We start from the raw sequence: 22933 nt of genomic DNA, 5'->3' as shown, positions 1-22933 counted from the left end.
TTGCCTAGAAGGTAAAATTGCTTTGAAAGGTTTTTCAAAATATTGCGGTATTATAACTCATCTAGAGAGTATTACGCCTACACATTTATAAAAATTAACAAAGCTAAGGTTCATTTTTAATTAAACATTTATTTATCGCTATTTTTTAAAAAGAATAAGCATACGATAAATTTAAAAAATCAACGCCAGGGTTTCGACTGTTAAGACCACCATTACTATAATGCATATAACGAATAGCTACAGACTGCTTACGTTCTTTATCAAAATCAACGGCAATCCCCAACCTATCTTCAAATTGATAGTGTGAACCAATATTTTTACCTGCAAACCGAGTATCTTGTACCAAAGACACCCCTATACCAAACTCCCAACGCACAGGATACTTATGGTAAAGATGATAAAACGTTTTACCTATAACAGGAGAAAGCGCTAATACATAATTAGTTTCATGGTGATTTAAATCACCAAACTCCCAAAAGTTTGCACTAACTTCCCAATAAATATTCAATTGATCTAAATAAGGGACATTGTTAATTTCATATACAAAAGGCCTATACGCCAAACGTAAGCCAGTAATATCGTCAGAGCCAACTAATAAATCAACCGCAACGGCACTCGAACTAGAGTAAGGGGCTGATATTGAAGAAAAAGATGCTAAAAATAGCGTTGTTAATAATAGTAAATTAATAGATATAAATTTCATCATGTTATTCAAGTTAAGTTGTTGTAAAAGTTTTACATGACTATTGAAATGCTTTCTAAATAAGTGACACATTCAATATTCATCTCACCTTCTAAAAATTAGTTAAATCAACGCCGCGGCTAAAAACAACGGCACCCTATAGCTGTATTTTGTTTACTATTATTTTCAGGACTTATTTAACAGAACAATAGTATGAATCAGCAATACAGCATAAAGACCGACCGGTCGGTACATGACGTAAATTTAACATACCGATAGGTACAAATCAAAGGGATATTTAAAATTTATAAATAAATTATTTAAAAACAGTTTCCTTTAACAAAACGCTTTTGCATCCATGAAGAGAACACAGAAACGATCGCTCAAACAAAACTTGAACGTTTATTCAAGTAGTTCTATAGTGTGCTTATACCAAGTCCTGATATTGATCGAATTTGCTCATATATTAGTTACTGTCTCCTTTACATCATAAAAATACATAACAAGGATAGGCACTGTGAACGATAAAATTAAACTGGATATTGTTTCTGACATTGTGTGCCCATGGTGCATCGTTGGATACAAACATCTTGAAGCTGCTATTAATGAATTAGGTCTCCAAGAAAGAATAGAAATTGAATGGCAACCGTTTGAATTAAATCCAAATATGCCAGAACAAGGTGAAAACTTACGTGAACATGTATTACGTAAATATGGTGCTAGCCGTGAAGACAGCAATAAAGCACGCGATAATATTAGTGCGCTTGGTGCTGAATATGGTTTTAAGTTTGACTATTTTGAAGAAATGAAAATGGTGAACACTCGTGATGCTCATTTGTTGCTAGACTTTGCCCATGAACAAGGGTTACAGCATCAGCTAAAACAACGTTTATTTGCGGCTTTCTTTACTGAACATAAAGATATTTCAAACCGTGTCGTATTACTCGCTGAAGCTCAAGCAGTAGGTCTAGATCTCGAAGCGTCCAAATTAGCTTTAGCTGACACAGCTCGCCGCCTTCGCGTATCAAATCAAGAAAAACAATGGCAGCAACAAGGTATTTCGAGCGTACCAACAGTAATATTCAATCGTAATAGCGCGATAACAGGTGCGCATCCGCAAAGTACTTATGAAGAAGTATTAAAAGAACTCGCGGGACTTTAAAGGTTAATGATCACAAAGTACCTTAATAACCAAGAACTTATAAGCCTATAGTTTTATAGAAAAAACCTACATTTATAACATTTAACAAAGCCGAGGAAAGTAACAATGGAAAACCAATACACACCACCTAATATTTGGACTCACGATACTGAAAGTGGTGGCAAATGGGCAAGTATTAATCGTCCAGTTTCAGGCTCAACTCATGAAAAAACCCTACCTGTTGGTAAGCATGCCCTACAACTTTATTCTATGGGTACGCCTAACGGCCAAAAAATAACAATTATGTTAGAAGAGTTATTAGCATTAGGTAAAAGTGCAGAATACGACGCTCACATGATAAACATTGGCGAAGGTGATCAATTTTCTTCAGGTTTTGTAGCGGTTAATCCTAATTCAAAAATTCCTGCTTTAGTTGATCACTCAAATGAAATGCCTGAACCTATATTCGAATCGGCTTCTATTTTGGTTTATCTTGCAGAAAAGTTTGATGCTTTATTACCTGAAAGAGGCATTAAGCGAACCCAAGTATTTAACTGGTTATTTTGGGTACATGGTGCTGCACCTTATTTAGGTGGTGGTTTTGGCCACTTTTATTCTTACGCACCAGAGAAGTTTGAGTACCCTATTAATCGTTTTACCATGGAAGTTAAACGCCAGTTAGACCTATTAAACAAACAGTTAGAAAAAAATGAATTTATCGCAGGTGATGAACTAAGTATTGCCGATATTGCGACTTGGCCTTGGTACGGTAACTTGGTATTAGGTAATCTTTATGATGCAAAAGAATTTCTTCAGGTTGATGATTACCCCCATGTTCAACGTTGGGCTCAAGCAATGTCAGAACGTCCGAGTGTACAACGAGGATGTATTATCAACCGAACTTGGGGCGAACCATGGGAACAACTTGAAAACCGCCATAGCGCTGAAGATATTGACAATGTGCTAGCATTAAAACTTAAAAATAATGATATTTAAAAACATCAAAATCAAGTAACTATTATCGACACAGCGCCAGTTATACCCGTTACCCGTCAATATGCATATTTCATAGCTCTTGATCGATATCAATTCAAAGCTGTGCTTTGTAATAATCGTTACTCCCTTATAAAAGTATTAAAGTGAAAGTAATTTTGTTCAAGCGCTTCTTCAATGAGTCTAAATTATCAATAAGTTAGGCAAGCTTTATGTACCTGTCAGCCATATTGACTAAAAAATACCGATAGGTACAATAGATTGGTTATTAATCTCTTTTAATTTAGGATCATTCATTGTGACGAGCGGCAGAAAAAAATCATTTGATGAAAAAACAGCTTTAAATGCTGCTATGGATGTATTTTGGCAAAAAGGCTATGTGGGTGCTTCACTCACAGACCTAACAACACGTATGGGGATTAACAAACCCAGCATGTATAGTGCTTTTGGTAATAAAGAAACTTTATTTGTTAAAGCCACACAATGTTATATTGATACTAAAATACAGCCTCATATTAAATTTTTATTTGAAGAAGGCATTACTTTAAAACAACGCTTAAAAAACCACATGATGTCTATTGTGTCGATGCAATGTGCTTCTGAACAATCGAAAGGATGCTACCTAGCATTATGCCAGTCAGAACTGATTAGTGGCGACATTCCAGAGCAAGCCAAAGAATTACTTAAAAAAGCCGATGTAATGCCGAGCCAGCTTTATACAGACTTATTTAATAATGATGTTGAAGCCATAAACTTAGGATTGAATAAAAACGCACAAGCCAATGGGGTAAGTATTTACACTATACTAAAAGGAACAGCGTCAATGGCTCGTTCAGGTATTGAACAGTCACAGCTTGAATACAGTATTGATAGTATGATTGCAGGTATAGGCATTCATTAAAACGATAACAAATTCGCTTAAACGTAAATAAAAAACAATAAGTGTGCCTACCAAATAACAGCAGGCACATTATAAATTAAGCATTCCCCCCTCTTCAATTAAGGTAACGCACAAACCTCTTCTTCTTGTTTATTGTAATAATCAGCAGACAAACCAATTAACTGAGGTACTGTTGCTGAAATGGTAATTGATGAAAAAGTACCAATCAAAATTCCCGTAAACAATGAAATAGCAAAGCCAGATAACGACTCACCTGCAAATATCCATATCGCTAGAATAGTTGCCAGTGTTGTACCTGAAGTGATCAAAGTTCTTACAATAGTCGATTTAATTGCTAAGTTAACAATATTTTCAATACTGGCGCCTGAATTACGTTTCATAATTTCACGTATCTTATCGCCGACAATAATCGAGTCATTGAGTGAATAACCAATAATCGCCAGTAAACTAGCCACAATAGTTAAATCAAACTTAATACCAAGCCAAGCGAATAGCCCCAGAACCACAATAACGTCATGACACAAAGCTATAACAGAGCCCGCAGCTAAACGCCATTCAAATCTAAACGACAAGTAAAACAATATAACGATTACAGCCGTTATCAAAGCGAGTCCTCCTTGATCAATCAGCTCATCTCCTACTTGGCTACCAATATAGATAGAGTCTTGCGGTGTAATGTTTAAGCCATTTTGTTGAGAAAAGTCAGTTAACCACGTTTTACCTTTCAAGCTAATATCGTTATCGGCTTGCTGTACGCTCCAATGTGTACCATTTTCGGCTGAAGCTAAGCCAAATGTATCGGGTAGATAGTCAGTTAATAAGGTTTCCATGTCTGCTTTATTCACAGGCTCTTGAGTGGTAAATTCTGTTAAATAACCACCGGTAAAGTCTAAACCTAAATTCAAACCTTTACTCAATACACCTGCTAGCGAAAAAATAACTAAAGCGGCCGCAAAATATAAGCTGACAACACGAAATTTACTTAAGGTTTCTGTTTGATTTAAAATAAAGTTGTTCATAGTTTTACTCCAAGTAACTGAGACTTGTTTTCACGAATAGAAAAGTTAGTTAATGCTTTTGATACGAATACGCCAGTAAACATGCTGGTTAAAATACCTAAACATAAAATAATGGCGAAACCTTTTACCGCTCCATAGCCAATGGCATATAAAATAATACCTGTGATCATTGTGGTAATGTTTGCATCTAAAATCGTTGAAAAAGCATTGTTATAGCCATATTCAATCGCTGAAAGTACTTTACGACCGCGTTTCAATTCCTCTTTAATCCTTTCAAAAATAAGTACGTTAGTATCAACCGCCATACCAACCGTTAACACCAAGCCTGCAATACCGGGAAGCGTTAATACCGTGCCAGGTAATAAAGACATTAATCCAAGTAAACTCACTAAGTTTAGCGCTAAAGCTACGTTAGCGATCAAACCTAAACTGCGATACCAAACAAACATAAACACTAAAGTAATACCTATGCCTATGCTTAACGCTTTAATACCGTTGTCTATATTGTCTGCACCTAAAGTTGCTTCAATACTACGTTGCTCAACAATCGTTACAGGCGCTGTCAAAGAACCTGCACGCAGCAATAACGCTAACTCTTGCGCTTCTTGTGGGCTCGACATATTGGTAATACTGAATTGCGCTCCTAAGTGTTGCTGAATCGTTGCAACGTTAATTACTTTGCTCTTCTTCACCATCACATCGTTAACATCACGATAAAACTCAGAAAAAACAGTCACCATAGGCTTGCCAATATTCTTCTTAGAAAAGTTAGACATTTGCTTACCGCCAACATCATCTAAGGTTAAATTAACTAGCGGCATACCCATTTCACCCACACCTGAACGTGCATTTTTAATGTGGCTACCAGAAAACACCACTTGGCTATTCATGCGAAGTCGTTGACCATTTTTATCTGTCATTTGAATAATACCAGCGGCTTTTGAATTTTCAGCCAGTTGGTAAAAGTCTAACGAAGCCGTTGCACCAATAATTCTTTTCGCTTCTTCAGGATCGTGAACACCCGGTAATTCAATGCGAATTCTGTTTTTACCCTGCTTTTGAGTTACCGCTTCGGTAATACCTAGCTCCTCAATTCTGCCACGCATGGTTTTAAGGGTTTGGGTCATAGTTTCTTGACGAAACAGTACTTGTTCTTTCTCTGAATAGGTTAAAACAACTTGGTTATCATCAAGTTTCTTTTGGCTCAGTTCAGGGTACATTTTCTTAATTTCAGACAACAATGTGCCTTCACTTAACTGCTTTGCAGAAGAAAAGTTAATCACGATTGAGTGATTATCTGGCTGAGCAACTTTACTTAAACGAATGCGGCTATCTATCGCTAACGTTTTAACGTCTAAAGCGATACCCGTTAACTTATCAAGTAATGCGCGTTCAGTATCTACATCGAGTACAAACAATACGCCGCCACTTAAATCTAAACCCAGTTTAATGGGTTGTCCGTGTAACATTTTTAACCAAGTCGGCGCTGTATTTTCTGTAACACTTTCAATAGAAAAACTATCACTAAGCTCAGTATTTAAAAGCTTTTCAATGGCTTTTTGATCCGCTTCGTTCGATAGGCTGATAGACGTTGTTGATGCCGAGGTTCTTATCTCATCAATGGCTAGATTGTGCTCGGCTAACAAGGTCTTAATTTCTTGCGCAGATATCTGTTCAGCTTGACTGTTATTGTTGACTAAATTAACCGTTAGCTTGTCAGAATATAAGTTAGGCAACGCGCTAACTATCATAAATAACAATACGAAGATAATGACAATGTTCTGCCATTTTGTATGTTTTACGTGCTTTTTATTACGTGAATTCATCATAAAATCTCTAACACCCATTCCATAAATTCATAATAAATAAACGAAACAGATATAAATCAAATAGCACCGTACTTTGCTCAAACAATTCAATTAAAACCCAGCTAAAAAACTAGACTTATAGATCGCAAGTACGGTAAATAACTGATGATAAACATCAGCATGGAAAATTAACTTTTTTGATTTTGCCGTTCAGAAAATACAGATATGTACTTTCATAAACGCATTTTATGAATTAGCTGTGGTAAGTCGTTCGAGAAGAATACAAAGAGTTGCCGTCTTTCCAACCAGAAAGTCGCGATGAATTGCTGCTATGGCTTAATTGTTCAAACCATGGCGTTATTACAGGAGGATTCGCTAAATGCTTGAATACACCCGCGTTAAGCTTAATTTTGAAAAATTCAACAATAAGCACATATTCAGGACTGTTTTGAACCTCAACAGAAAATAACGAAGCGTTAAGCCTACTAGAACTTGGCAAATTATATAAAACTTGAGGTGCTTCTGTATCTATACTTGAATCTTCTTCTAAGTCTAGATCAAAAACTGTTTGCGGTACTACCTGAGAAATATTCTCATGAGATAAATAAGCATTATGATTAATTTTAGAGATCGGCAAAGCACCAGCTGTTTTAGCCAGAACGAATAAAAACAATAAAATTGTTAATTTACGCCACATGAAAATAATCCCACCGCTTAGAAAACTTATTATATGGCTCTTTTTTTGAGTTTCAACGAGCTTATTCATTTAAATTAATATGTTTTATTTAAACAGCTAAATACGACTTAAAAATGAATATTGCGCTATTAACATTTGTACATTAAAACATCACACAGGTTCGACCACTTACATTTTCAGATTAAAGCGCTGCTTTTATTTTTAATTTGGTTTTTTATCCTGAAATCTCTGTAAATACCAACATTAATCATTATTGATGTCATCTATCATATCTTTTTTAACTCGTATCCATTTGAATAATAGATGAATCAACTGGGTATAAAATTATTGTGAGGTATAAATGAAAATTTTAGTCTTAGGCTCTGGTGTTATAGGAGTAACCAGTGCTTGGTATTTAGCTAAGTCTGGCCATGAAGTTATTGTGGTGGATAGACAATCAACCGTAGCTAACGAAACAAGTTTTGCAAATGCAGGTCAAATTTCTCCAGGCTATTCAGCTCCGTGGGCAGCACCGGGTATTCCAGCAAAAGCAATGAAGTGGCTTATGCAGGAGCTTGCTCCATTAAAGATTAACGTAAAAGATTTTGATCTAGAAACCATCGCGTGGATGACCAAAATGGTCGCTAATTGTAATGGCAAAGATTATCACATAAACAAATCAAGAATGATGCGGGTAGCGGAATACAGCCGTAACTGTTTAAGAGAACTTCGTAACGAAATTTCTATTAATTACGACCATAGAACGCAAGGCACATTGCAATTATTTCGTACGCAAAGCCAAGTAAAAAGCTCGCAAAAAGACATTCAAGTATTAAACGAAAGTGGCGTTGATCATCAAGTATTAACACCCGACGAATGCTTAATGTACGAACCAGCTCTAAAACATACTATTCATAAAGTTGTTGGCGGTATTCGTTTACCCAACGACGAAACAGGAAACTGTCATATGTTTGTAACCCAATTAGCTCAAGAATGCGAAAAGTTAGGAGTGAAGTTTGTTATGAATACCGACATTCAAAAGCTCAATAAACAAGGCGATATATTAACCAGTGTATCAACAAGTAAAGGCGAATTTATTGCTGACGCTTATTTAATGGCTTTAGGTTCATACTCTACACATATGCTGGCTGATATCGGAATAAAAATCCCTGTTTACCCGATTAAAGGCTACTCACTTACAGTACCCATTGATGATTTTTCAGCAGCTCCTGAATCAACCATTATGGATGAAACATATAAAGTTGCGATCACTCGATTAGGTGATCAAATACGAGTGGGCGGCACAGCAGAAATCACGTCTTATAACTTAGCATTATCAGAGAAACGTCGTAAAAATATCGAATTTTCGATTGCTGATTTATTCCCTCATGCAGCTGATTTAAGTAAAGCTGAATTTTGGACAGGATTAAGACCTATGACACCAGACGGCACGCCTATTTTAGGTAAAACGGGTATCGACAATTTATTCCTAAATACAGGTCATGGCACTTTGGGCTGGACTATGGCAGTTGGATCGGCGAAGTTTATTAGCGATGTTATTAGTAATAAACCACCTGACATTGATGAATCGGGCTTATCAATAGCACGTTACAGACATTAGGAGGATATATGGCTAGGACAGCAACTGCAGTTATTAAATTAAATGCAATTAAACAAAATTATTTATACGCAAAATCACTCGCTAAACCCGCTAAAGCTATTGCAACCGTTAAAGCAAATGCCTACGGACACGGAGCTATTGAAGTCGCTACTGCATTAGCCGATGTTGCTGACGCCTTTGGTGTTGCATGCATTGAAGAAGCAAAAGAGTTACGTGATGCGGGTATTAAACAACCTATTTTATTGTTAGAAGGTTTTTTTACCGCCGACGAATTAACCTACATTAGCGAAAACAATTTATGGTGCGTAATACATACGCAATATCAACTTGATGCCCTTAAAAAGGCTCAACTTACTAAGCCAATAAATGTTTGGTTAAAAATGGATTCAGGTATGCATCGTTTAGGTTTTTTACCTGATGAGTACGCGCATGCTTGGCAGCAATTAGATCAAATGAATCAAGTTGAGCAAATTGTACACATGAGTCATTTTTCATCGGCAGATGATGTAAACTCTTCGGCAACTCAGCATCAAACAGCGCTATTTTTAAATACAATTAACCATTTACCTGGAGTCATTAGTTTAGCTAATTCATCAGCTATTTTAACAAACGCAGTTAACCCAGCTAATAAGGTTCGTGATATTAAAAACAGCTGGATACGACCAGGAATTATGATGTATGGCGCTTCACCTGTAGAAGATAATGACATAGCTAATACACTAAAACCCGCTATGTTATTTAATGCCAAAGTTATTGCTCAACGCACCGTTAATATAAACGATGGCGTTGGCTATAACGCATTATGGAAAGCTAAAAGCACGACACAAATAGGCACAGTTTCTATTGGATATGCAGATGGTTATCCTAGGCATGCAGCCAACGGCACTCCTGTTTATATTAATGGAAAAAAGAGCCGTATATTAGGTCGAGTATCTATGGACATGTTGATGGTTGATTTATCTATGTTCGAAGGTCAAAACTGTGTAGGTTTTGATGTTGAGCTATGGGGAAATAATATTTTAGCGAACCAAGTTGCTAAGTATTCAGAAACCATTGCTTACGCTTTATTTTGTGGTTTAACACGCCGCGTTAATAAGCAATACATAAGCTAAACATAGGTTAGCTAAACGGTATTAGATACATAATATTTAACCTCGTCATTGTTCGAGGTTAAATATTTTTATGAGCTCATCGCTTAAGTTAAAAATATAAAGTTCTTATAAAAACTCTGTTTTTGACTGTCTTGCATTGATCACATGGTTAATATCAAGCGTCTGCGTTTCTTTAGATGCTTTTACTTCAATCCCCTCATGATTTAATAACCATAGCTTACGTTCAATTCCGCCAGCATAGCCCGTTAACGAACCATTAGAACCCACCACTCGATGACACGGTACAATGATGCTAATAGGGTTTCGACCATTTGCCCCGCCAACAGCTTGGGAACCTTTAGGTTTATTTACCATTTTAGCAATATCGAGATACGACACCGTTTCACCAAAAGGTATTGTAGATAAACACTGCCATACACTTTTTTGAAATTCGGTTCCTTTAGGATCTAACGGTATATCAAATTGTCTTAGTTCACCTTTAAAATATTGCTCAAGTTGCTGTTTACATAAGGTGGTAAAGTGATTAGGCGATATACCCCCCTTTTCTTCACCACAAAAAATAACATGAGCAAGGCCGTTTTCTGTCGCTTTACATTCAATTAATCCTAAAGGCGAATTAAAATAATCGATATATGTTTTAGTCGACGTATCGGTATAAACTTGAGTGTTCATTACAACTGACTCCATAATTGAAAGGTTAAATAACTACGCCATGGCGATACTTGCTCAGGTGAGAAGTCGGCTTTAAATTGTGTTTTAAGTTGTTCCATTGCTTTTTTCACGCCTAAGTCTCCTGCTAAAAATATATCAGGATCACTTAAGCCTCTAAGCTGTGCGTATTCTACAGTCCAAGGACCTATGCCTTTTAATTTAAGCCACTGACTGGGGTCGTTAGGTGTATCGCTAGTTATAAAATGCTGAGCTAAGTTTCGTAGGGTTTGTTTACGTGAACCGGGCATTTTAAAAAAATCTAACTCGTTATTAGCAATAGCTTCAGGCGTTGGAAATAAATAACGAGTGACTTTATTGTTATCTAGTTTATTTCCTAAATTAACAACTAGGGTTTCAACTAAATTTTTTGCAGCATTAACTGATATTTGTTGCCCAAGTATGGCTCTAATGCCAGCTTCAAACATATCCCAAATACCAGGTAATCTAATACCTGTGTTGAGCTGAAACTCAGCAACAAAACTTTGTTGAAGATCGTGCTCTACTGCTTGCATATCTACATCTAAATCTAGAACACGTTTAATGTTATTAACAATACCTTTTAAGTGTTTTACATCGTCTAGCTCTATAGTTACGTCAAATCTATTTTTGCCATTAACATGTGTTGCAGTAAAACTTCCTTCGGTATCTAACCACGTAAAATTTCGACCATAACTATTTTTTTCGCACCACTCAAGTCCTTTAATTGCTCTGGCTTTAAGTAGATTTTGCATATATGGCCAATTAAATGGAGGTCTGTAATACAACTTAAGTTGTAGTGTATTTTGCTTGTTGCCTCCCGATTTACGTAATGACGATGGCGTTAATTTAAGTTGCGATTGAAAGCAGTCGTTAAATCGTCTAATGCTTGAAAAACCACTTGCCAACGCCACTTGCGTAATAGGTAATTGCGTTTGATGTAGTAGCTGCTTGGCAAATAAACACTGTTGATAAAGGGCGTATGCCTTGGGCGACATACCTAAATGCTTATCAAATAATTGTCGTAAATAACGATCGCTAATGCCTAATCGTTCTGCGAGTTTAGGTAATGAGCTTTGTTGCAAAGCACCGTTATCAATTAAACAAATTGCTCTGTCGAGTGTTGCGTTTACGCCTTTCCATGCAGGTGAATTTGGAGCACTGTCTGGCCTACAACGTAAACAAGGACGAAAACCTGCATTGGCGCATTCAACCGCGCTTGAAAAATACAAAACGTTTTCTTCTTTAGGTGGATAAACAGGACAAATAGTTCGGCAATATATTTTAGTGGTTTTAACTGCAGTAAAAAACTTACCGTCGAAACGCGGGTCGCGAGATAATCGAGCTTTTTGGCAAATTTTAACGTTTAACATAACGACCTAAGATAAGTGTTTTTGATAACGACATCATAACGAATTTTTTAATAAAAACTGGCCATTATCGGAACTGAATGTTTATAAAACAAAAAAACGAGCCGAAGCCCGTTGTTTAAATTGACGAATATAAAAACCAATACATACTTACGTTTATTTTTTATCGCGCTTATACAAAGCCTCTATCGTACTCGTTTCAATCGTATTCGCATTAATCATATAACCTGCTAATGCACCAGAGGCATCTTCAGGTAGTTCAAGCTTTTCTACCGAAAGTGCATGTACGGTAAATTGATAGCGATGAACACCATGACCTTCTGGTGGACAAGCGCCTCCAAAGCCACGGCTACCAAAATCACTTTTAATTTGCATACTACCTTTTGGCGCTTTATTCGTTTTAGTATTACCTGCGTCAGTTGCTAATTCAGTAACAGTTACGGGTATATTAACTATTTGCCAATGCCACCAGCCGCTACCTGTTGGTGCGTCAGGATCATATACTGTAATAGCAAAACTCTTAGTATCTTTAGGTGCATTACTCCATTTTAACTGAGGAGATAAATTACTCCCTGTACAGCCAAAACCATTAAACACCTGTGTTTTATTCATTAATACACCTGCTGTAATATCTTTACTCGTTAAAGTAAAAGAACCCGCAAAAATAGATGCTGACACTAACAGCGGAAAAATTGAAAAAACTTTAAGAGATATATTCATACTTATTCCTTATTTAAATGAGTTAACTCACACTAAAAATTACACTAAAAAATATTAAATCACATAGAGCCCTTTAATTTCATCTGCAATTATTTTTACCGCTTGCTCTACTACGCTTTCATCTTGCGCATAAGATAAACGTATACATTCATATTTATGTTGCCAGCTATCGTCAATTCCAATAAAAAAATCTTCTCCGGGAATAATTAACACACCTTTAGCTTTTAAGCGTTGATATAGCTCTTTGGAAGTAATAGGCAAACCTTCTAACCACAACCATAAAAATATAGCGCCTTCAGGTTTATGTATTTTAAAAGGAATTCCCGCTAAGTTTTGTTTTAATAACTCAACGGTTTTTTCTGCTTTTTCTTGGTAAAACGGTGTGATTTTATCGGTTAATGTTTGAATATCATTTTTACTAAATAAATCTTTACTGAGTGCGGGGCCTAAATTACCGCAAGCAAGGTTGGTGATAATATTGGCATTGGTAAAGTCTTTAATAAATTGCTCATTGGCAATGACTATTCCGGTTCTAATTCCAGGTAAGCCCAGTTTCGATAAACTTAATACTACAATCGTATTTTCGTTCCAGTGAGGTTTAGCATCAGTAAATAAAATATTAGGAAAAGGTAAACCATAAGCACCGTCAATAATTAATGGAATATTGGCTTGTTTGGCTATTTTGTCTAAGTGAACAATTTCTTCATCGGTGATCACATTACCTGTTGGATTAGTGGGTCTAGACACAGATAAAGCAGCGATACTGTTATCTATATTTAACGTAGAAAAATCGACATGATATTTAAAGGTTTCATTGTCAATAATTTCAATACTCGGCTTGGTTGAAGAAAAAAACTCATCAGATAAGCCAGCGTCAGCATAACCTACGTATTCAGGTGCCAGTGGAAAATGTATGGTTTTTTTATCGCCATTTTCCATCGTACCCGCCAACATATTATAAATAATAAAAAAAGCGGATTGACTCCCGTTTGACACCGCAATATTTTTATCACTAATGTTCCAATTAAACGTTTTAGCTAAGTAGTTTGCTAATTGCTCACGAAAGCCTTTTTCTCCTTGAGGTGATTGATAAATACCTAATAAGTTATGACGAGCAATAGGATCTTGAGCAATACTTGTTAATTGTTTTTCAAAATACGCTTCTACCTCTGGCACTCTACCGGGGTTACCGCCTCCCATAAATAACATATTTGGATTTTCATTTAATGCGCTACCAAGGTCGTCCATTAATTCCACAATGCCTGACTTGCCTGAGAATTTTTGACCAAAGTTAGAATAATTCATATTAGCTCTCATTTTTATAATGTATTTTAACGATTTAATGTATCTGATTGTTGACTTCACCTTTTCAACAGAAAGATGATTTTTTCTAATTTATCGCTCCAAAATAGTGCACCACAAAAAACAAAAAGACCATAGCAATTATAAATCAACAACTTAACAATGGCTCATGTTTTGCTTTAGTTAATATCAACTAAGTTAAGGAGTATGTGCTTTTGAACCTATTGTTCTCACCTATCAATTTTTTTATAAAAATAGTGGGCTTTACTCAGGTAACTATTTTTACCTTGTTATATACATTAGCGCTTTATGTTGCCTGTTTAACAATAGAAGGTGTTGCTTTATCTATTGTTTTTGCCTGTTATTTTTATTTACTGCTTGGTATCGCGATTATAACAAGAAACCAAATAGATCATTTAACTCGTGTATTAAAAAGGATTAATGTACACGATTTTGATCACCGAGATGTACATTTTAATAGTATTTTCAACACTGAATTATTAGATCAATTATTACGCACTTACCGCGAACTAGGCCGACTTAATAACTATAATGAAGAGCGTAATAAAGAAGTCGAGTTTTCAGCTATTCAAGTAATAGAAACCTCATCGAAAGTTAAAGACAATGTACACAAACAATCAGATGCTACTAGATCAACCGCGGCTGCTATTGAAGAATTAAGTCAGTCGTTAATTGAAGTCAATAATGAAATATCAAGTACACACGAATCTTCTTGTTTAGCCTCAAATATTGCTGAGCAAGGAAAAAGCGCCTTACAGTCTTTAAGCTTAGCGGTAACCGATGTTAGTAATCGTGCGCAATCAACCCAACAACGTATGATATTACTCAATGATTTAGTAAAAGACGTTGGAAAAATTACTCAGTCTATTCAGCAAATATCACAACAAACCAATTTATTAGCCTTAAATGCCTCTATTGAAGCTGCTCGAGCAGGAGAAATGGGACGAGGTTTTGCTGTAGTTGCTGAAGAAGTACGTGAACTTGCAAAAAAAACCAATAACGCGACCGACGCAATTGTCACCAACATAAATTCAGTACTCGTAGAAACCTCCGAAATTGTAAAAACCATGACCGAAGTGGTAGAAAAAACAGATCAAAGCTTAGAAAAAACCGCACAAGTAGATGAAGCATTTAGCAATATTTATGATGCAACAGACCAAGTTAAATTACGCATGGAGGTAGTAAGTGCGGCTTCACAGCAACAAACCGCCGCAACCCATGAAATAGCAGAGCATATTTCACTTGTTGTTATTGGTGCTAAAGAAAATGCTGAAATAGCAGACCAATCAGAATCTGTTGCCAATCATTTACGCAAACTCACTCAAACGAGTGTTTAGGAGCATATATGGGATACTTTTTTATAACTGCAATTTGCTTGTTAGCTATTTGTATTTTAATAATTAAACGATTTAACAAAAATAAAATTAAAAAAACTCAATTGTTAGGCATTAGTTATATTACGCAATTAAAGCCTCTTATTTCTCTTGTACAACAACACAGAGGCCTGTCATCGGCATGGTTAAACGGTGATATAACGGTTAAACCTAAGATAACCAGTTTACAAAAACAAATTGCAAACATGATCAAGGATCTAAAAAAAACCGAGTTACACACCAATGAACGTTGGGTAAGTTTTAATGATCATTGGCAACGTTTACTGAACCTGAAAACCAAACCCTCTGTTGCGAATAGCTTTGAACAGCATTGCTTACTAGTTAAAAATTTATCTTATTTGCTAGAAGATACGTCAGAAACCTATTTATTGACCGCTGAGTATTGTAATGGTTTCCCTAATATTGGTTACACCTGGAGAGAGTTAATTATTTCAACTGAAAATATTGGCCAAGCCAGAGCCATAGGCACCAGTGTTTGTGTGCAAAAAGTTTGCTCAAGTGTTGATAAAATCAGATTGAATTTTTTAACTGAAAATATGAAAAAAATAACCACAAACACATTACATAAACTCCATTATTTATCGGATGAAGTAGATCAACACGACGACTATATAAACGCTGCAACGTTAAAAATGGAGGATTTTACTCAAGTAATATCTAACGATTTGGTAAATAGCCCAACAATAGCCATAGATCACCAACGCTATTTTGCATTAGCCACCTCAACAATTGCCGCTTTTGATGATATTTTTTATCATCAAGTAGAACAGCTTAAAAAGCTTATTTAGTGGTTGGGCATTAAGTAACAAAATAGAAATGAGCAACATAATTTAATTTGATAAAACAATATCTAAACCTTGCTTAGCTTTAGTTTTCATGAAGTCGCAAACTTTCCAACTTTGTGGATTCCAGCCCAATAAAAATCGATAAAAATCAGCCCACGCGACAGGATAAAGATAAGTTGTTTCAGCGGCTAACGCATCAAAGTCTAACGCTATATGGTATTCGGTTAACGCTTGTTTCAATTGCTTTAGGTATTCATTAAGTATTAACGGTTCAAACTCAATGAGTTTGTCTTCACTTAAACAACTCCCCACTAAATAAGCGAGATCTTTTACACCGGAACCACGGCCAATATATTGAAAGTCTACCGCGGCTACCTCTTCATTATTAACGTGGAAACATAAGTTTTCAAACTTCGCATCACCATGCACTAAAGTTTGAAATTTAGCCTTATTTAATACGTTATCAATCGCCTGAGCATGTGTTTTATAGCCACTTTCAGTCATAGCTAGCCATTCATCTTTTCGAGTAGCTAAGTGCCAATAGGTTCCTATTTCCCATAAACCTTCTGCTGAACTGCCCATAAACCTCGCATGAAAATATGCTAACCAACGTATAGCTAAGCGTAAACTGCTCCAATCAGCCGAGGCTTTACGAATAGAGTAGCCTGCACTATCTAAATCTTCCATTACCAGTAATGTATGGCTGTCGTTTGCACTACTAGCCATTAAATGAGGAACTTTACAAAAAGGGCTATAATTAGGTGTATTGGCAAGATATGAATAATGTTGATAAAAACTCGCTTCAACTTGATACGATTGTATTTTTCGTTGATGGCTAGCCGATGTGTTCCAACCTCTTGGATGCTCACCGGCGTTTTCAGGAGCGACAACTTTTACAATATAGCTTTGCCCACTTTTATTACTTTTACAGCGAATAATTTGGCCATAGCCACTCCATAGCGATTGCACCTCCTCTTCAAGTACAATGCTGGTATCACTTAACAGTGATTTTATTTGAGTGAATACATCCATAAAAATTATCGTTTCCACAAAACATTAATCAACGCACCACCCACCACTAAGCCACCACCAATTAAGGTAGTAACAAGCGGTACTTCGCTAAAACATAACCAACCAATAAATACCGAAAACACCACTTGTACATAAGCGTAAGCCATTGCTTTGTTGGCATCTTCACAATGCAGCGCTTTGGTTAATCCCACTTGCCCTACTTGAGTAAAAATCCCTACCAAAAGTAACAGTCCAAAAGCCGGTAATGAAGGCATAACAAAATCGCTACCTAATAAAGCAATGGCGATAGGAAGCGAAACAAAAGGAAAGTAAAAAACGATCACTGAGCTGTCTTCAGTTTTTGTGAGTTTTTTTACAATAACGTAGGCAACCGCACTACCAAAAGCCCCCAAAATAGCAGCCCCGATACTTATCCATGAATATTGCATTGTGGATATTGCAGAAGAAGAAAATTGAATGTTAGGCGAAACCATTACACTTAAACCCAGTAAACTTATAACAATACAAAGTAAAGTAGAACGCTGAACTTTTTCTTTTAAAAATATAACCGCCAACACCGCAGTAAAAACCGGATGTAAATATTGTAAAATAGTCGCTTCAGCTAAAGGTAATGTGGTTACAGCATAATAAACAAAAATAAGGGCTAATGCCCCTACAGCACCTCGTGCAACTAACCAAGGTTTATTATTACCCCATAAAGATATGCCTTTACGCTTAATATCAACATAACTAATAAAACCTGAAACAATCGCCCTAGCCGCAACAATTTCTAATACTGGAATGCCATAGGTACTTACTAATTTTACACAAGCCGCCATGAGTGAAAAACCCAGAGCAGAAAGAAGCATATACCACACACTGGCAGGTAAAGTGTTTTTTAATAAAGAAATCATGAAAGGCAAATAAAATAGGAAGAGTTGAAAGCGCTATTTTACGCTGTTCCTCTCAAAAATAGTAGCTCAGTTAACCGAGTTATTTCTCTAACACCTGAAGAAATATGATTCAGATAACTTAACCGTCATTATTTATTAAACAATCCGTCATATGTATTCAATAAACTGACCTTATCCATACTTTTCAACATAAAAATAGATCAAATATGTATAAAAAAATTTCACTACTTTTAATCACCCTAAATTTATTTACAGCCAATGTATTTGCTGCAAATGATAGCAACCTTATTTTAGTTACAATTGACGGTCTACGCTGGCAAGAAATGTTTTCAGGTGCTGACAAAAACTTACTTAATAATAAAGAGTTTGTACGTGAAGGCTTCAAGGTTAAAGAAAAATTTTGGCATACAAATGAAGCACAACGTAGAGAAATGCTAATGCCTTTTATTTGGCAAACAGTCGCAAAAGAAGGTGTATTAATAGGTAACAGAAACATAGGTTCTACTATGTCTGTAGCTAATAAATGGCACTTTTCTTATCCGGGTTACAGTGAAATATTTACAGGGGTTGTTGATCACTCTCTCGACAGCAACGCTAAAAAAGAAAATCCCCAAGTGTCATTTTTAGAATGGTTAAACAACAAACCTTTTTATCAAAATAAACTTGCAGCTTTTGGTAGCTGGGATGTGATCCCATATATATTAAATACACAACGTAGCAAATTATATGTAAATGCAGGATTTATAGAAGCAAAAGGTTATGCTTTGTCTGAAGAAGCCAAATTACTCAACCAGTTACAAAAAGAAATTCCTAGCCCTTGGCATAATGTACGTTTAGACAGCTTCACCTACAGATATGCAAAAGACTATCTATTAAACGTAAAACCTAAGGTTATGATAATTTCTTTTGGAGAAACGGATGATTTTGCTCATGACGGCCATTACGACAGTTATTTAACGTCAGCTCATCAAACCGATGCTTTTATTGCAGACTTATGGGATACCATTCAAACAATGCCCAACTATAAAGATAATACCGTATTAATGATCACCACAGATCATGGACGAGGTAGTACAGCTAAAGATTGGCAGCATCATGCTTCACCTCTTGCCATTCAAAACTACATGAAAAACCTGAAAGAGTTTCCAAAAGGTATTATCGGTTCAGAAAACATTTGGTTTGCTGCTATTGGTCCTAAAATAAAAGCTCAGGGCGAACTAAAAACAACAGAAGAAGTGAAACAAGAACAAATTGCAGCTACGGCATTAATGCTTTTAAATGAAGATCCACAAGCCTTTAATCCTAAAGCAGGTAAAGCAATTAAAGAGCTGTTTAAATAAAAGTAATTTTCCAATAAAACAGATCATTTAATCGTATCATCGCTGTTGGTAATATACTTTGATTGAAACGATTAAATTGATCTGACTTTTAGTAAATTTTCATTAAACATTTAAAAGATAAATGACCTAATCATATCAAACAACACCTTCCCTCTTATATTTTCTGTTAAAATGTTCATTCAAACCCGAACACTACTTTATATATAAAAACAACAAATCAAATAAAACAAGTTAACAATTGACAAAAACTATCCTACATGTGATATTTTTACATTTTCAAAACTACCCAAAAAATAAAATCAAAGAAGTTAAATAACAAGTAATAATTTTATGAAAGTAGCTAAAGGTTTTATTGCACTTACCTGCAATTAGCTAAACAATTATTTCCGGTCGCAAATTTAGGAAAGCTTTATTTCAGCAATAAACCTAAAAGACTAACAATATTATCTGATTTAAACCCACTTTTAAGGCACTGCACAATTTAGATACGTTTAACTTAAAATGATAACGCTAACAAAACAGGATACAGAGTTATGAACAACTTAATCAAAAAAGGATTTAACATTATATGTTTATTTTCTTTTACTATTTATGCTTACGCCTACGATAGTGACTTAAATCAAAAATTAAAAAATATGGCGGACAAGCAAGAAATAACAGCTCAAGGCAAAGTATTATTTGAACAAGTTTGCGCATCTTGCCATTCAAAAGACTTAAGTGGAGCTTCAGGTTTTAACCTAAAAGATGGGGAATGGATCCACGGCAGCCAACCATCACAAATAATTGAAAACGTAAAACGTGGTTTTGCAGATGCCGGTATGCTCGCCTTCAATAATGTATTTTCAGAATTACAACTTCAATCAATTGTTGCTTATGTATTATCTAAAAGAGAAGGTTTTGAAGGTCTTACCTACAAAATATATCAAATGAAAGATGCTAACGATAAAGTTATTTCTGCTGAAAAAATTATAAAAACAGGTGAGTTAGCTTCTAACCTTCCTGATTTTCAATTAGCAGAAATAAAACATTACGCCATTGAGTTTGAAGGTGATTTTTATGCGCCAAAAGATAAAGACACAAAAATTTGGGTTGAATGGGGCCGCCCTATCGATATTGATTTTTATACTGATGGTGAAAAAATTGAGCGAGAAGAGCCCATTTGGTATCCCACATGGAAACTGAAAAAAGGTAAACAACATTTAAAAATTATATACCGCGCAGGTAATAACAAACCTAATCAAAGAAATCTTTCGTTAATTGTAACTAATTCAGATAGAACCATTAAATGGTTCCCTGTATCTACACGTGCAAAATTAGTGTTATCAGACAATAAAATTGAAGTTAAAGCGACAGAAAAAACGCTTGTACTTCGAAAAACAATACATAAATTACCGAGTTATTCAATTTCAGTTGGTTTACCTAGTAAAGTTAATTATGCATTTAATACACGTTCATGTTCAGTTGTTGGATTATGGAAAGGTGATTTACTCAACATAGGTCCTAACGTTTCAGGTAGAGGAGAAAGCCCAAGTTTACCTCTTGGTAATTGGTTATTCCGTTCACCTGAGACATTACACCTAAATAATATCGATTCTAAATCATGCACTTACAAAGGTTATAAATTAGTAAATCAAGAACCAGTATTCACCTTTAATATTGGAAATGACACGTTTACCGTAACAGCCGTAAGTAAAAAATCAGATGAGATCAGCTTTAACTATCGTATAACCAATAACAAAAACAGCTCAACATTTACACTTCAATTACCTAAAACAGACTCTATAATTTGGAGAACCCCCAGCGGCACAATTACACAAAACAGTGCCACAATTACCCCTGACGCATCAGGAAACTTCGCCATAATTGCTACCTTGACTAAATAAGCAGGTTCACATGAAAAAACAAATACTTACCACATCAATCGCCTCGTTATTACTGAGTAGTTTGGCCTTTAACAGTTTTGCTCAAGGTGCACCAAAAAACATTTACAAACCAGATGGTTATAAAATTGTCACCATAGAAACACCTAAAGATGTTCGCTTCCATGTTACCGGTATAGACACAGATAAAAACGGAGGTGTATACGTTACTACACGACTGGGTGATGTGTGGTTATATAAAAATGAACAATGGAAAATTTTTGCTGAAGGCTTACATGAACCTACAGGGTTATTAATTGATGAAGGCTCTATTTTAATCGCTCATAAACCTGAATTAACCCGTATAACTGATACAGATAAAGATGGCGTAGCCGATCAATATGATAACTTAGCGAGCGGTTGGGACTTTCATGATAATTACCACGAATTCACTTTTGGCCCAGTTAAAGACAAAAATGGTAACTTTTATGGCACCTTAAATTTAAGTCATAACAACCCAGGAGCCTTTAGTTTAGGAGCTATGGGAAGTGCTGGAGGTTATAGAGGATTTGCATTTAAAGTAACACCAAAAGGCGAATTTACCCCTTACGCTTGGGGACTTCGTTCACCAGCAGGGATAGGAGCTAGCCCAGAAGGATTAATCTTTTTTACTGATAACCAAGGTGATTGGGTTCCTACGTCAAAATTACATTTACTAGAACAAGGCAAATTTTACGGCCATCCGGTATCGTTAATTGATGTTGAAGGATACACCCGAGATAAACTAAAAGAAATGCCGGTAGAAGCTTTTGCCGCGATGAGTGAAAAACCTGTCGTTTGGATCCCTCATATTGAAGTGGCTAATTCACCGGGTAATCCAGAATGGGATACAACGAAAGGAAAGTTTGGCCCATTTGCAGGACAAATCTTTATAGGCGATCAAACCCAATCTAACTTATTTAGGGTACTACTCGATAAAGTTAATGGTAAATATCAAGGCGCTGTTATCAACTTTATGAACAAATTTCAAAGCGGCAACATCCGCACAAAATTTGACTCTTTAGGCCAACTTTGGGTTGGGCAAACAGCCAGAGGCTGGGGAGCACAAGGCGGAAAACCTTTTGGATTACAAAAAGTGGTTTGGGATGGTACTAACCCTTTTGAGTTATTAGACATAAAACTAACAACAACAGGTTTTCGATTAACCTTTACTGAAGCATTAGCTAAAAATAGTGTGGTCAAAGAAAGCTTAAACGCGCAAGAATGGAATTATCATTATTCTGGTAATTACGGCTCTCCTAAAAAGAACTTAACATCATTAAAACTTAATAGCATAAAGCTATCTGCAGATGGAAAATCGATTGATATTGATATGCCATTAACAGCCGACAAAGTTGTGCAAATAGACTTTACTGGTTTACGTGATATTAAAGGCCGTGCAGTGAGTGTTGATAAAGTTTACTACACGCTAAATGAGTTATTAAAAAATCACTAGTTGATTAGAGTCTGTTTATATTTGCTAATTATTGTTGCAAGGAATTTACATAGAACAACTATGCTATATCCCTTGCACCGCG

At 35.8% G+C, this 22933-nt stretch carries 20 protein-coding genes; 10 read left to right on the top strand and 10 right to left on the bottom strand.

The window, feature by feature from the left end:
* Positions 1–145: 145 nt before the first annotated feature.
* Entirely contained in the window at positions 146–703 is a 558-nt protein-coding gene (locus tag AC0L5Q_RS20530; protein ID WP_473618343.1) for an acyloxyacyl hydrolase, read from the bottom strand.
* Positions 704–1199: 496 nt separating this feature from the next.
* On the opposite strand from AC0L5Q_RS20530, the gene AC0L5Q_RS20525 reads away from it, so the two are divergent.
* From AC0L5Q_RS20525 to AC0L5Q_RS20515, 3 genes are all read left to right on the top strand, one after another.
* The gene (locus tag AC0L5Q_RS20525) at positions 1200–1844 is read left to right on the top strand and encodes a DsbA family oxidoreductase (RefSeq protein ID WP_473613398.1); all 645 of its coding nucleotides are present in this window, start codon (positions 1200–1202) and stop codon (positions 1842–1844) included.
* A 105-nt stretch (positions 1845–1949) separates the two neighbouring features.
* Positions 1950–2819 carry a glutathione-dependent disulfide-bond oxidoreductase gene (gene yghU, locus AC0L5Q_RS20520; protein WP_473613397.1) on the top strand — a complete coding sequence of 290 codons (870 nt, stop codon included), beginning with the start codon at positions 1950–1952 and terminating at the stop codon, positions 2817–2819.
* A 295-nt stretch (positions 2820–3114) separates the two neighbouring features.
* A complete protein-coding gene (locus tag AC0L5Q_RS20515) occupies positions 3115–3717 on the top strand; it encodes a TetR/AcrR family transcriptional regulator (protein WP_473613396.1) in 603 nt (200 codons plus the stop codon).
* Between the two features lie 98 nt (positions 3718–3815).
* Here AC0L5Q_RS20515 and secF read toward each other — a convergent pair whose 3' ends face one another.
* The 3 genes from secF to AC0L5Q_RS20500 all read right to left on the bottom strand — a co-directional run bounded on the left by secF (position 3816) and on the right by AC0L5Q_RS20500 (position 7241).
* Positions 3816–4736: a protein translocase subunit SecF gene (secF, locus tag AC0L5Q_RS20510; protein WP_473613395.1), complete on the bottom strand. Its 921-nt coding sequence runs from the start codon at positions 4734–4736 to the stop codon at positions 3816–3818.
* The gene (gene secD / locus AC0L5Q_RS20505) at positions 4733–6565 is read right to left on the bottom strand and encodes a protein translocase subunit SecD (protein WP_473613394.1); all 1833 of its coding nucleotides are present in this window, start codon (positions 6563–6565) and stop codon (positions 4733–4735) included. The genes secF and secD overlap by 4 nt, the downstream gene beginning before the upstream one ends.
* Positions 6566–6797: 232 nt before the next feature.
* A complete protein-coding gene (locus AC0L5Q_RS20500) occupies positions 6798–7241 on the bottom strand; it encodes a hypothetical protein (protein ID WP_473613393.1) in 444 nt (147 codons plus the stop codon).
* Between the two features lie 340 nt (positions 7242–7581).
* Here AC0L5Q_RS20500 and AC0L5Q_RS20495 point away from each other — a divergent pair, with 340 nt between their 5' ends.
* Both AC0L5Q_RS20495 and alr read left to right on the top strand, forming a co-directional pair.
* On the top strand, positions 7582–8841 hold the full coding sequence (locus tag AC0L5Q_RS20495; protein ID WP_473613392.1) for a D-amino acid dehydrogenase: 1260 nt from the start codon (positions 7582–7584) through the stop codon (positions 8839–8841).
* An 8-nt stretch (positions 8842–8849) separates the two neighbouring features.
* Positions 8850–9953 (top strand): alanine racemase, encoded by a 1104-nt coding sequence (gene alr / locus AC0L5Q_RS20490; protein WP_473613391.1) that lies wholly within the window; start codon positions 8850–8852, stop codon positions 9951–9953.
* Positions 9954–10058: 105 nt separating this feature from the next.
* Here the strand turns inward: alr and AC0L5Q_RS20485 are convergent, their stop codons facing one another.
* The 4 genes from AC0L5Q_RS20485 to AC0L5Q_RS20470 form a co-directional block, all read right to left on the bottom strand.
* On the bottom strand, positions 10059–10625 hold the full coding sequence (locus AC0L5Q_RS20485) for a methylated-DNA--[protein]-cysteine S-methyltransferase (protein WP_473613390.1): 567 nt from the start codon (positions 10623–10625) through the stop codon (positions 10059–10061).
* A complete protein-coding gene (locus AC0L5Q_RS20480; RefSeq protein ID WP_473613389.1) occupies positions 10625–12013 on the bottom strand; it encodes a DNA-3-methyladenine glycosylase 2 family protein in 1389 nt (462 codons plus the stop codon). Before AC0L5Q_RS20480 ends, AC0L5Q_RS20485 begins: the two co-directional genes overlap by 1 nt.
* Before the next feature lie 153 nt (positions 12014–12166).
* Positions 12167–12730 carry a YbhB/YbcL family Raf kinase inhibitor-like protein gene (locus AC0L5Q_RS20475; RefSeq protein WP_473613388.1) on the bottom strand — a complete coding sequence of 188 codons (564 nt, stop codon included), beginning with the start codon at positions 12728–12730 and terminating at the stop codon, positions 12167–12169.
* 54 nt (positions 12731–12784) lie between these two features.
* The gene (locus AC0L5Q_RS20470; protein WP_473613387.1) at positions 12785–14035 is read right to left on the bottom strand and encodes a valine--pyruvate transaminase; all 1251 of its coding nucleotides are present in this window, start codon (positions 14033–14035) and stop codon (positions 12785–12787) included.
* A gap of 206 nt (positions 14036–14241) precedes the next feature.
* Here AC0L5Q_RS20470 and AC0L5Q_RS20465 point away from each other — a divergent pair, with 206 nt between their 5' ends.
* Together AC0L5Q_RS20465 and AC0L5Q_RS20460 are read left to right on the top strand one after the other, a co-directional pair.
* On the top strand, positions 14242–15390 hold the full coding sequence (locus AC0L5Q_RS20465) for a methyl-accepting chemotaxis protein (protein WP_473613386.1): 1149 nt from the start codon (positions 14242–14244) through the stop codon (positions 15388–15390).
* 8 nt (positions 15391–15398) lie between these two features.
* Entirely contained in the window at positions 15399–16235 is an 837-nt protein-coding gene (locus AC0L5Q_RS20460) for a nitrate- and nitrite sensing domain-containing protein (protein WP_473613385.1), read from the top strand.
* A gap of 42 nt (positions 16236–16277) precedes the next feature.
* Here the strand turns inward: AC0L5Q_RS20460 and AC0L5Q_RS20455 are convergent, their stop codons facing one another.
* Both AC0L5Q_RS20455 and AC0L5Q_RS20450 read right to left on the bottom strand, forming a co-directional pair.
* Positions 16278–17264 carry a phosphotransferase gene (locus AC0L5Q_RS20455; RefSeq protein ID WP_473613384.1) on the bottom strand — a complete coding sequence of 329 codons (987 nt, stop codon included), beginning with the start codon at positions 17262–17264 and terminating at the stop codon, positions 16278–16280.
* A gap of 5 nt (positions 17265–17269) precedes the next feature.
* Complete coding sequence (locus AC0L5Q_RS20450; RefSeq protein WP_473613383.1) at positions 17270–18157, bottom strand: DMT family transporter; 888 nt, start codon at positions 18155–18157, stop codon at positions 17270–17272.
* A 206-nt stretch (positions 18158–18363) separates the two neighbouring features.
* Here AC0L5Q_RS20450 and AC0L5Q_RS20445 point away from each other — a divergent pair, with 206 nt between their 5' ends.
* From AC0L5Q_RS20445 to AC0L5Q_RS20435, 3 genes are all read left to right on the top strand, one after another.
* The gene (locus AC0L5Q_RS20445; protein WP_473613382.1) at positions 18364–19497 is read left to right on the top strand and encodes an alkaline phosphatase family protein; all 1134 of its coding nucleotides are present in this window, start codon (positions 18364–18366) and stop codon (positions 19495–19497) included.
* 533 nt (positions 19498–20030) lie between these two features.
* A complete protein-coding gene (locus AC0L5Q_RS20440) occupies positions 20031–21380 on the top strand; it encodes a c-type cytochrome (RefSeq protein ID WP_473613381.1) in 1350 nt (449 codons plus the stop codon).
* Positions 21381–21390: 10 nt separating this feature from the next.
* A complete protein-coding gene (locus AC0L5Q_RS20435; RefSeq protein WP_473613380.1) occupies positions 21391–22851 on the top strand; it encodes a DUF7133 domain-containing protein in 1461 nt (486 codons plus the stop codon).
* Positions 22852–22933 lie beyond the last annotated feature (82 nt).

This window comes from Pseudocolwellia sp. G5-9 (assembly GCF_055808995.1).
The sequence above is the reverse complement of the archived record's forward strand: the minus strand, read 5'-3'. Positions and strand labels throughout refer to the sequence as shown.

Coding starts and splice junctions, on each gene's coding strand:
- AC0L5Q_RS20495 (WP_473613392.1), top strand. CDS start 7,582: ATGAAAATTTTAGTCTTAGGCTCTGGTGTTATAGGAGTAACCAGTGCT.
- AC0L5Q_RS20480 (WP_473613389.1), bottom strand. CDS start 12,013: ATGTTAAACGTTAAAATTTGCCAAAAAGCTCGATTATCTCGCGACCCG.
- AC0L5Q_RS20460 (WP_473613385.1), top strand. CDS start 15,399: ATGGGATACTTTTTTATAACTGCAATTTGCTTGTTAGCTATTTGTATT.
- AC0L5Q_RS20445 (WP_473613382.1), top strand. CDS start 18,364: ATGTATAAAAAAATTTCACTACTTTTAATCACCCTAAATTTATTTACA.
- AC0L5Q_RS20470 (WP_473613387.1), bottom strand. CDS start 14,035: ATGAATTATTCTAACTTTGGTCAAAAATTCTCAGGCAAGTCAGGCATT.
- alr (WP_473613391.1), top strand. CDS start 8,850: ATGGCTAGGACAGCAACTGCAGTTATTAAATTAAATGCAATTAAACAA.
- AC0L5Q_RS20455 (WP_473613384.1), bottom strand. CDS start 17,264: ATGGATGTATTCACTCAAATAAAATCACTGTTAAGTGATACCAGCATT.
- AC0L5Q_RS20440 (WP_473613381.1), top strand. CDS start 20,031: ATGAACAACTTAATCAAAAAAGGATTTAACATTATATGTTTATTTTCT.
- secD (WP_473613394.1), bottom strand. CDS start 6,565: ATGATGAATTCACGTAATAAAAAGCACGTAAAACATACAAAATGGCAG.
- AC0L5Q_RS20435 (WP_473613380.1), top strand. CDS start 21,391: ATGAAAAAACAAATACTTACCACATCAATCGCCTCGTTATTACTGAGT.
- AC0L5Q_RS20530 (WP_473618343.1), bottom strand. CDS start 703: ATGAAATTTATATCTATTAATTTACTATTATTAACAACGCTATTTTTA.
- AC0L5Q_RS20450 (WP_473613383.1), bottom strand. CDS start 18,157: ATGATTTCTTTATTAAAAAACACTTTACCTGCCAGTGTGTGGTATATG.
- AC0L5Q_RS20475 (WP_473613388.1), bottom strand. CDS start 12,730: ATGAATATATCTCTTAAAGTTTTTTCAATTTTTCCGCTGTTAGTGTCA.
- secF (WP_473613395.1), bottom strand. CDS start 4,736: ATGAACAACTTTATTTTAAATCAAACAGAAACCTTAAGTAAATTTCGT.
- AC0L5Q_RS20485 (WP_473613390.1), bottom strand. CDS start 10,625: ATGAACACTCAAGTTTATACCGATACGTCGACTAAAACATATATCGAT.
- AC0L5Q_RS20500 (WP_473613393.1), bottom strand. CDS start 7,241: ATGTGGCGTAAATTAACAATTTTATTGTTTTTATTCGTTCTGGCTAAA.
- yghU (WP_473613397.1), top strand. CDS start 1,950: ATGGAAAACCAATACACACCACCTAATATTTGGACTCACGATACTGAA.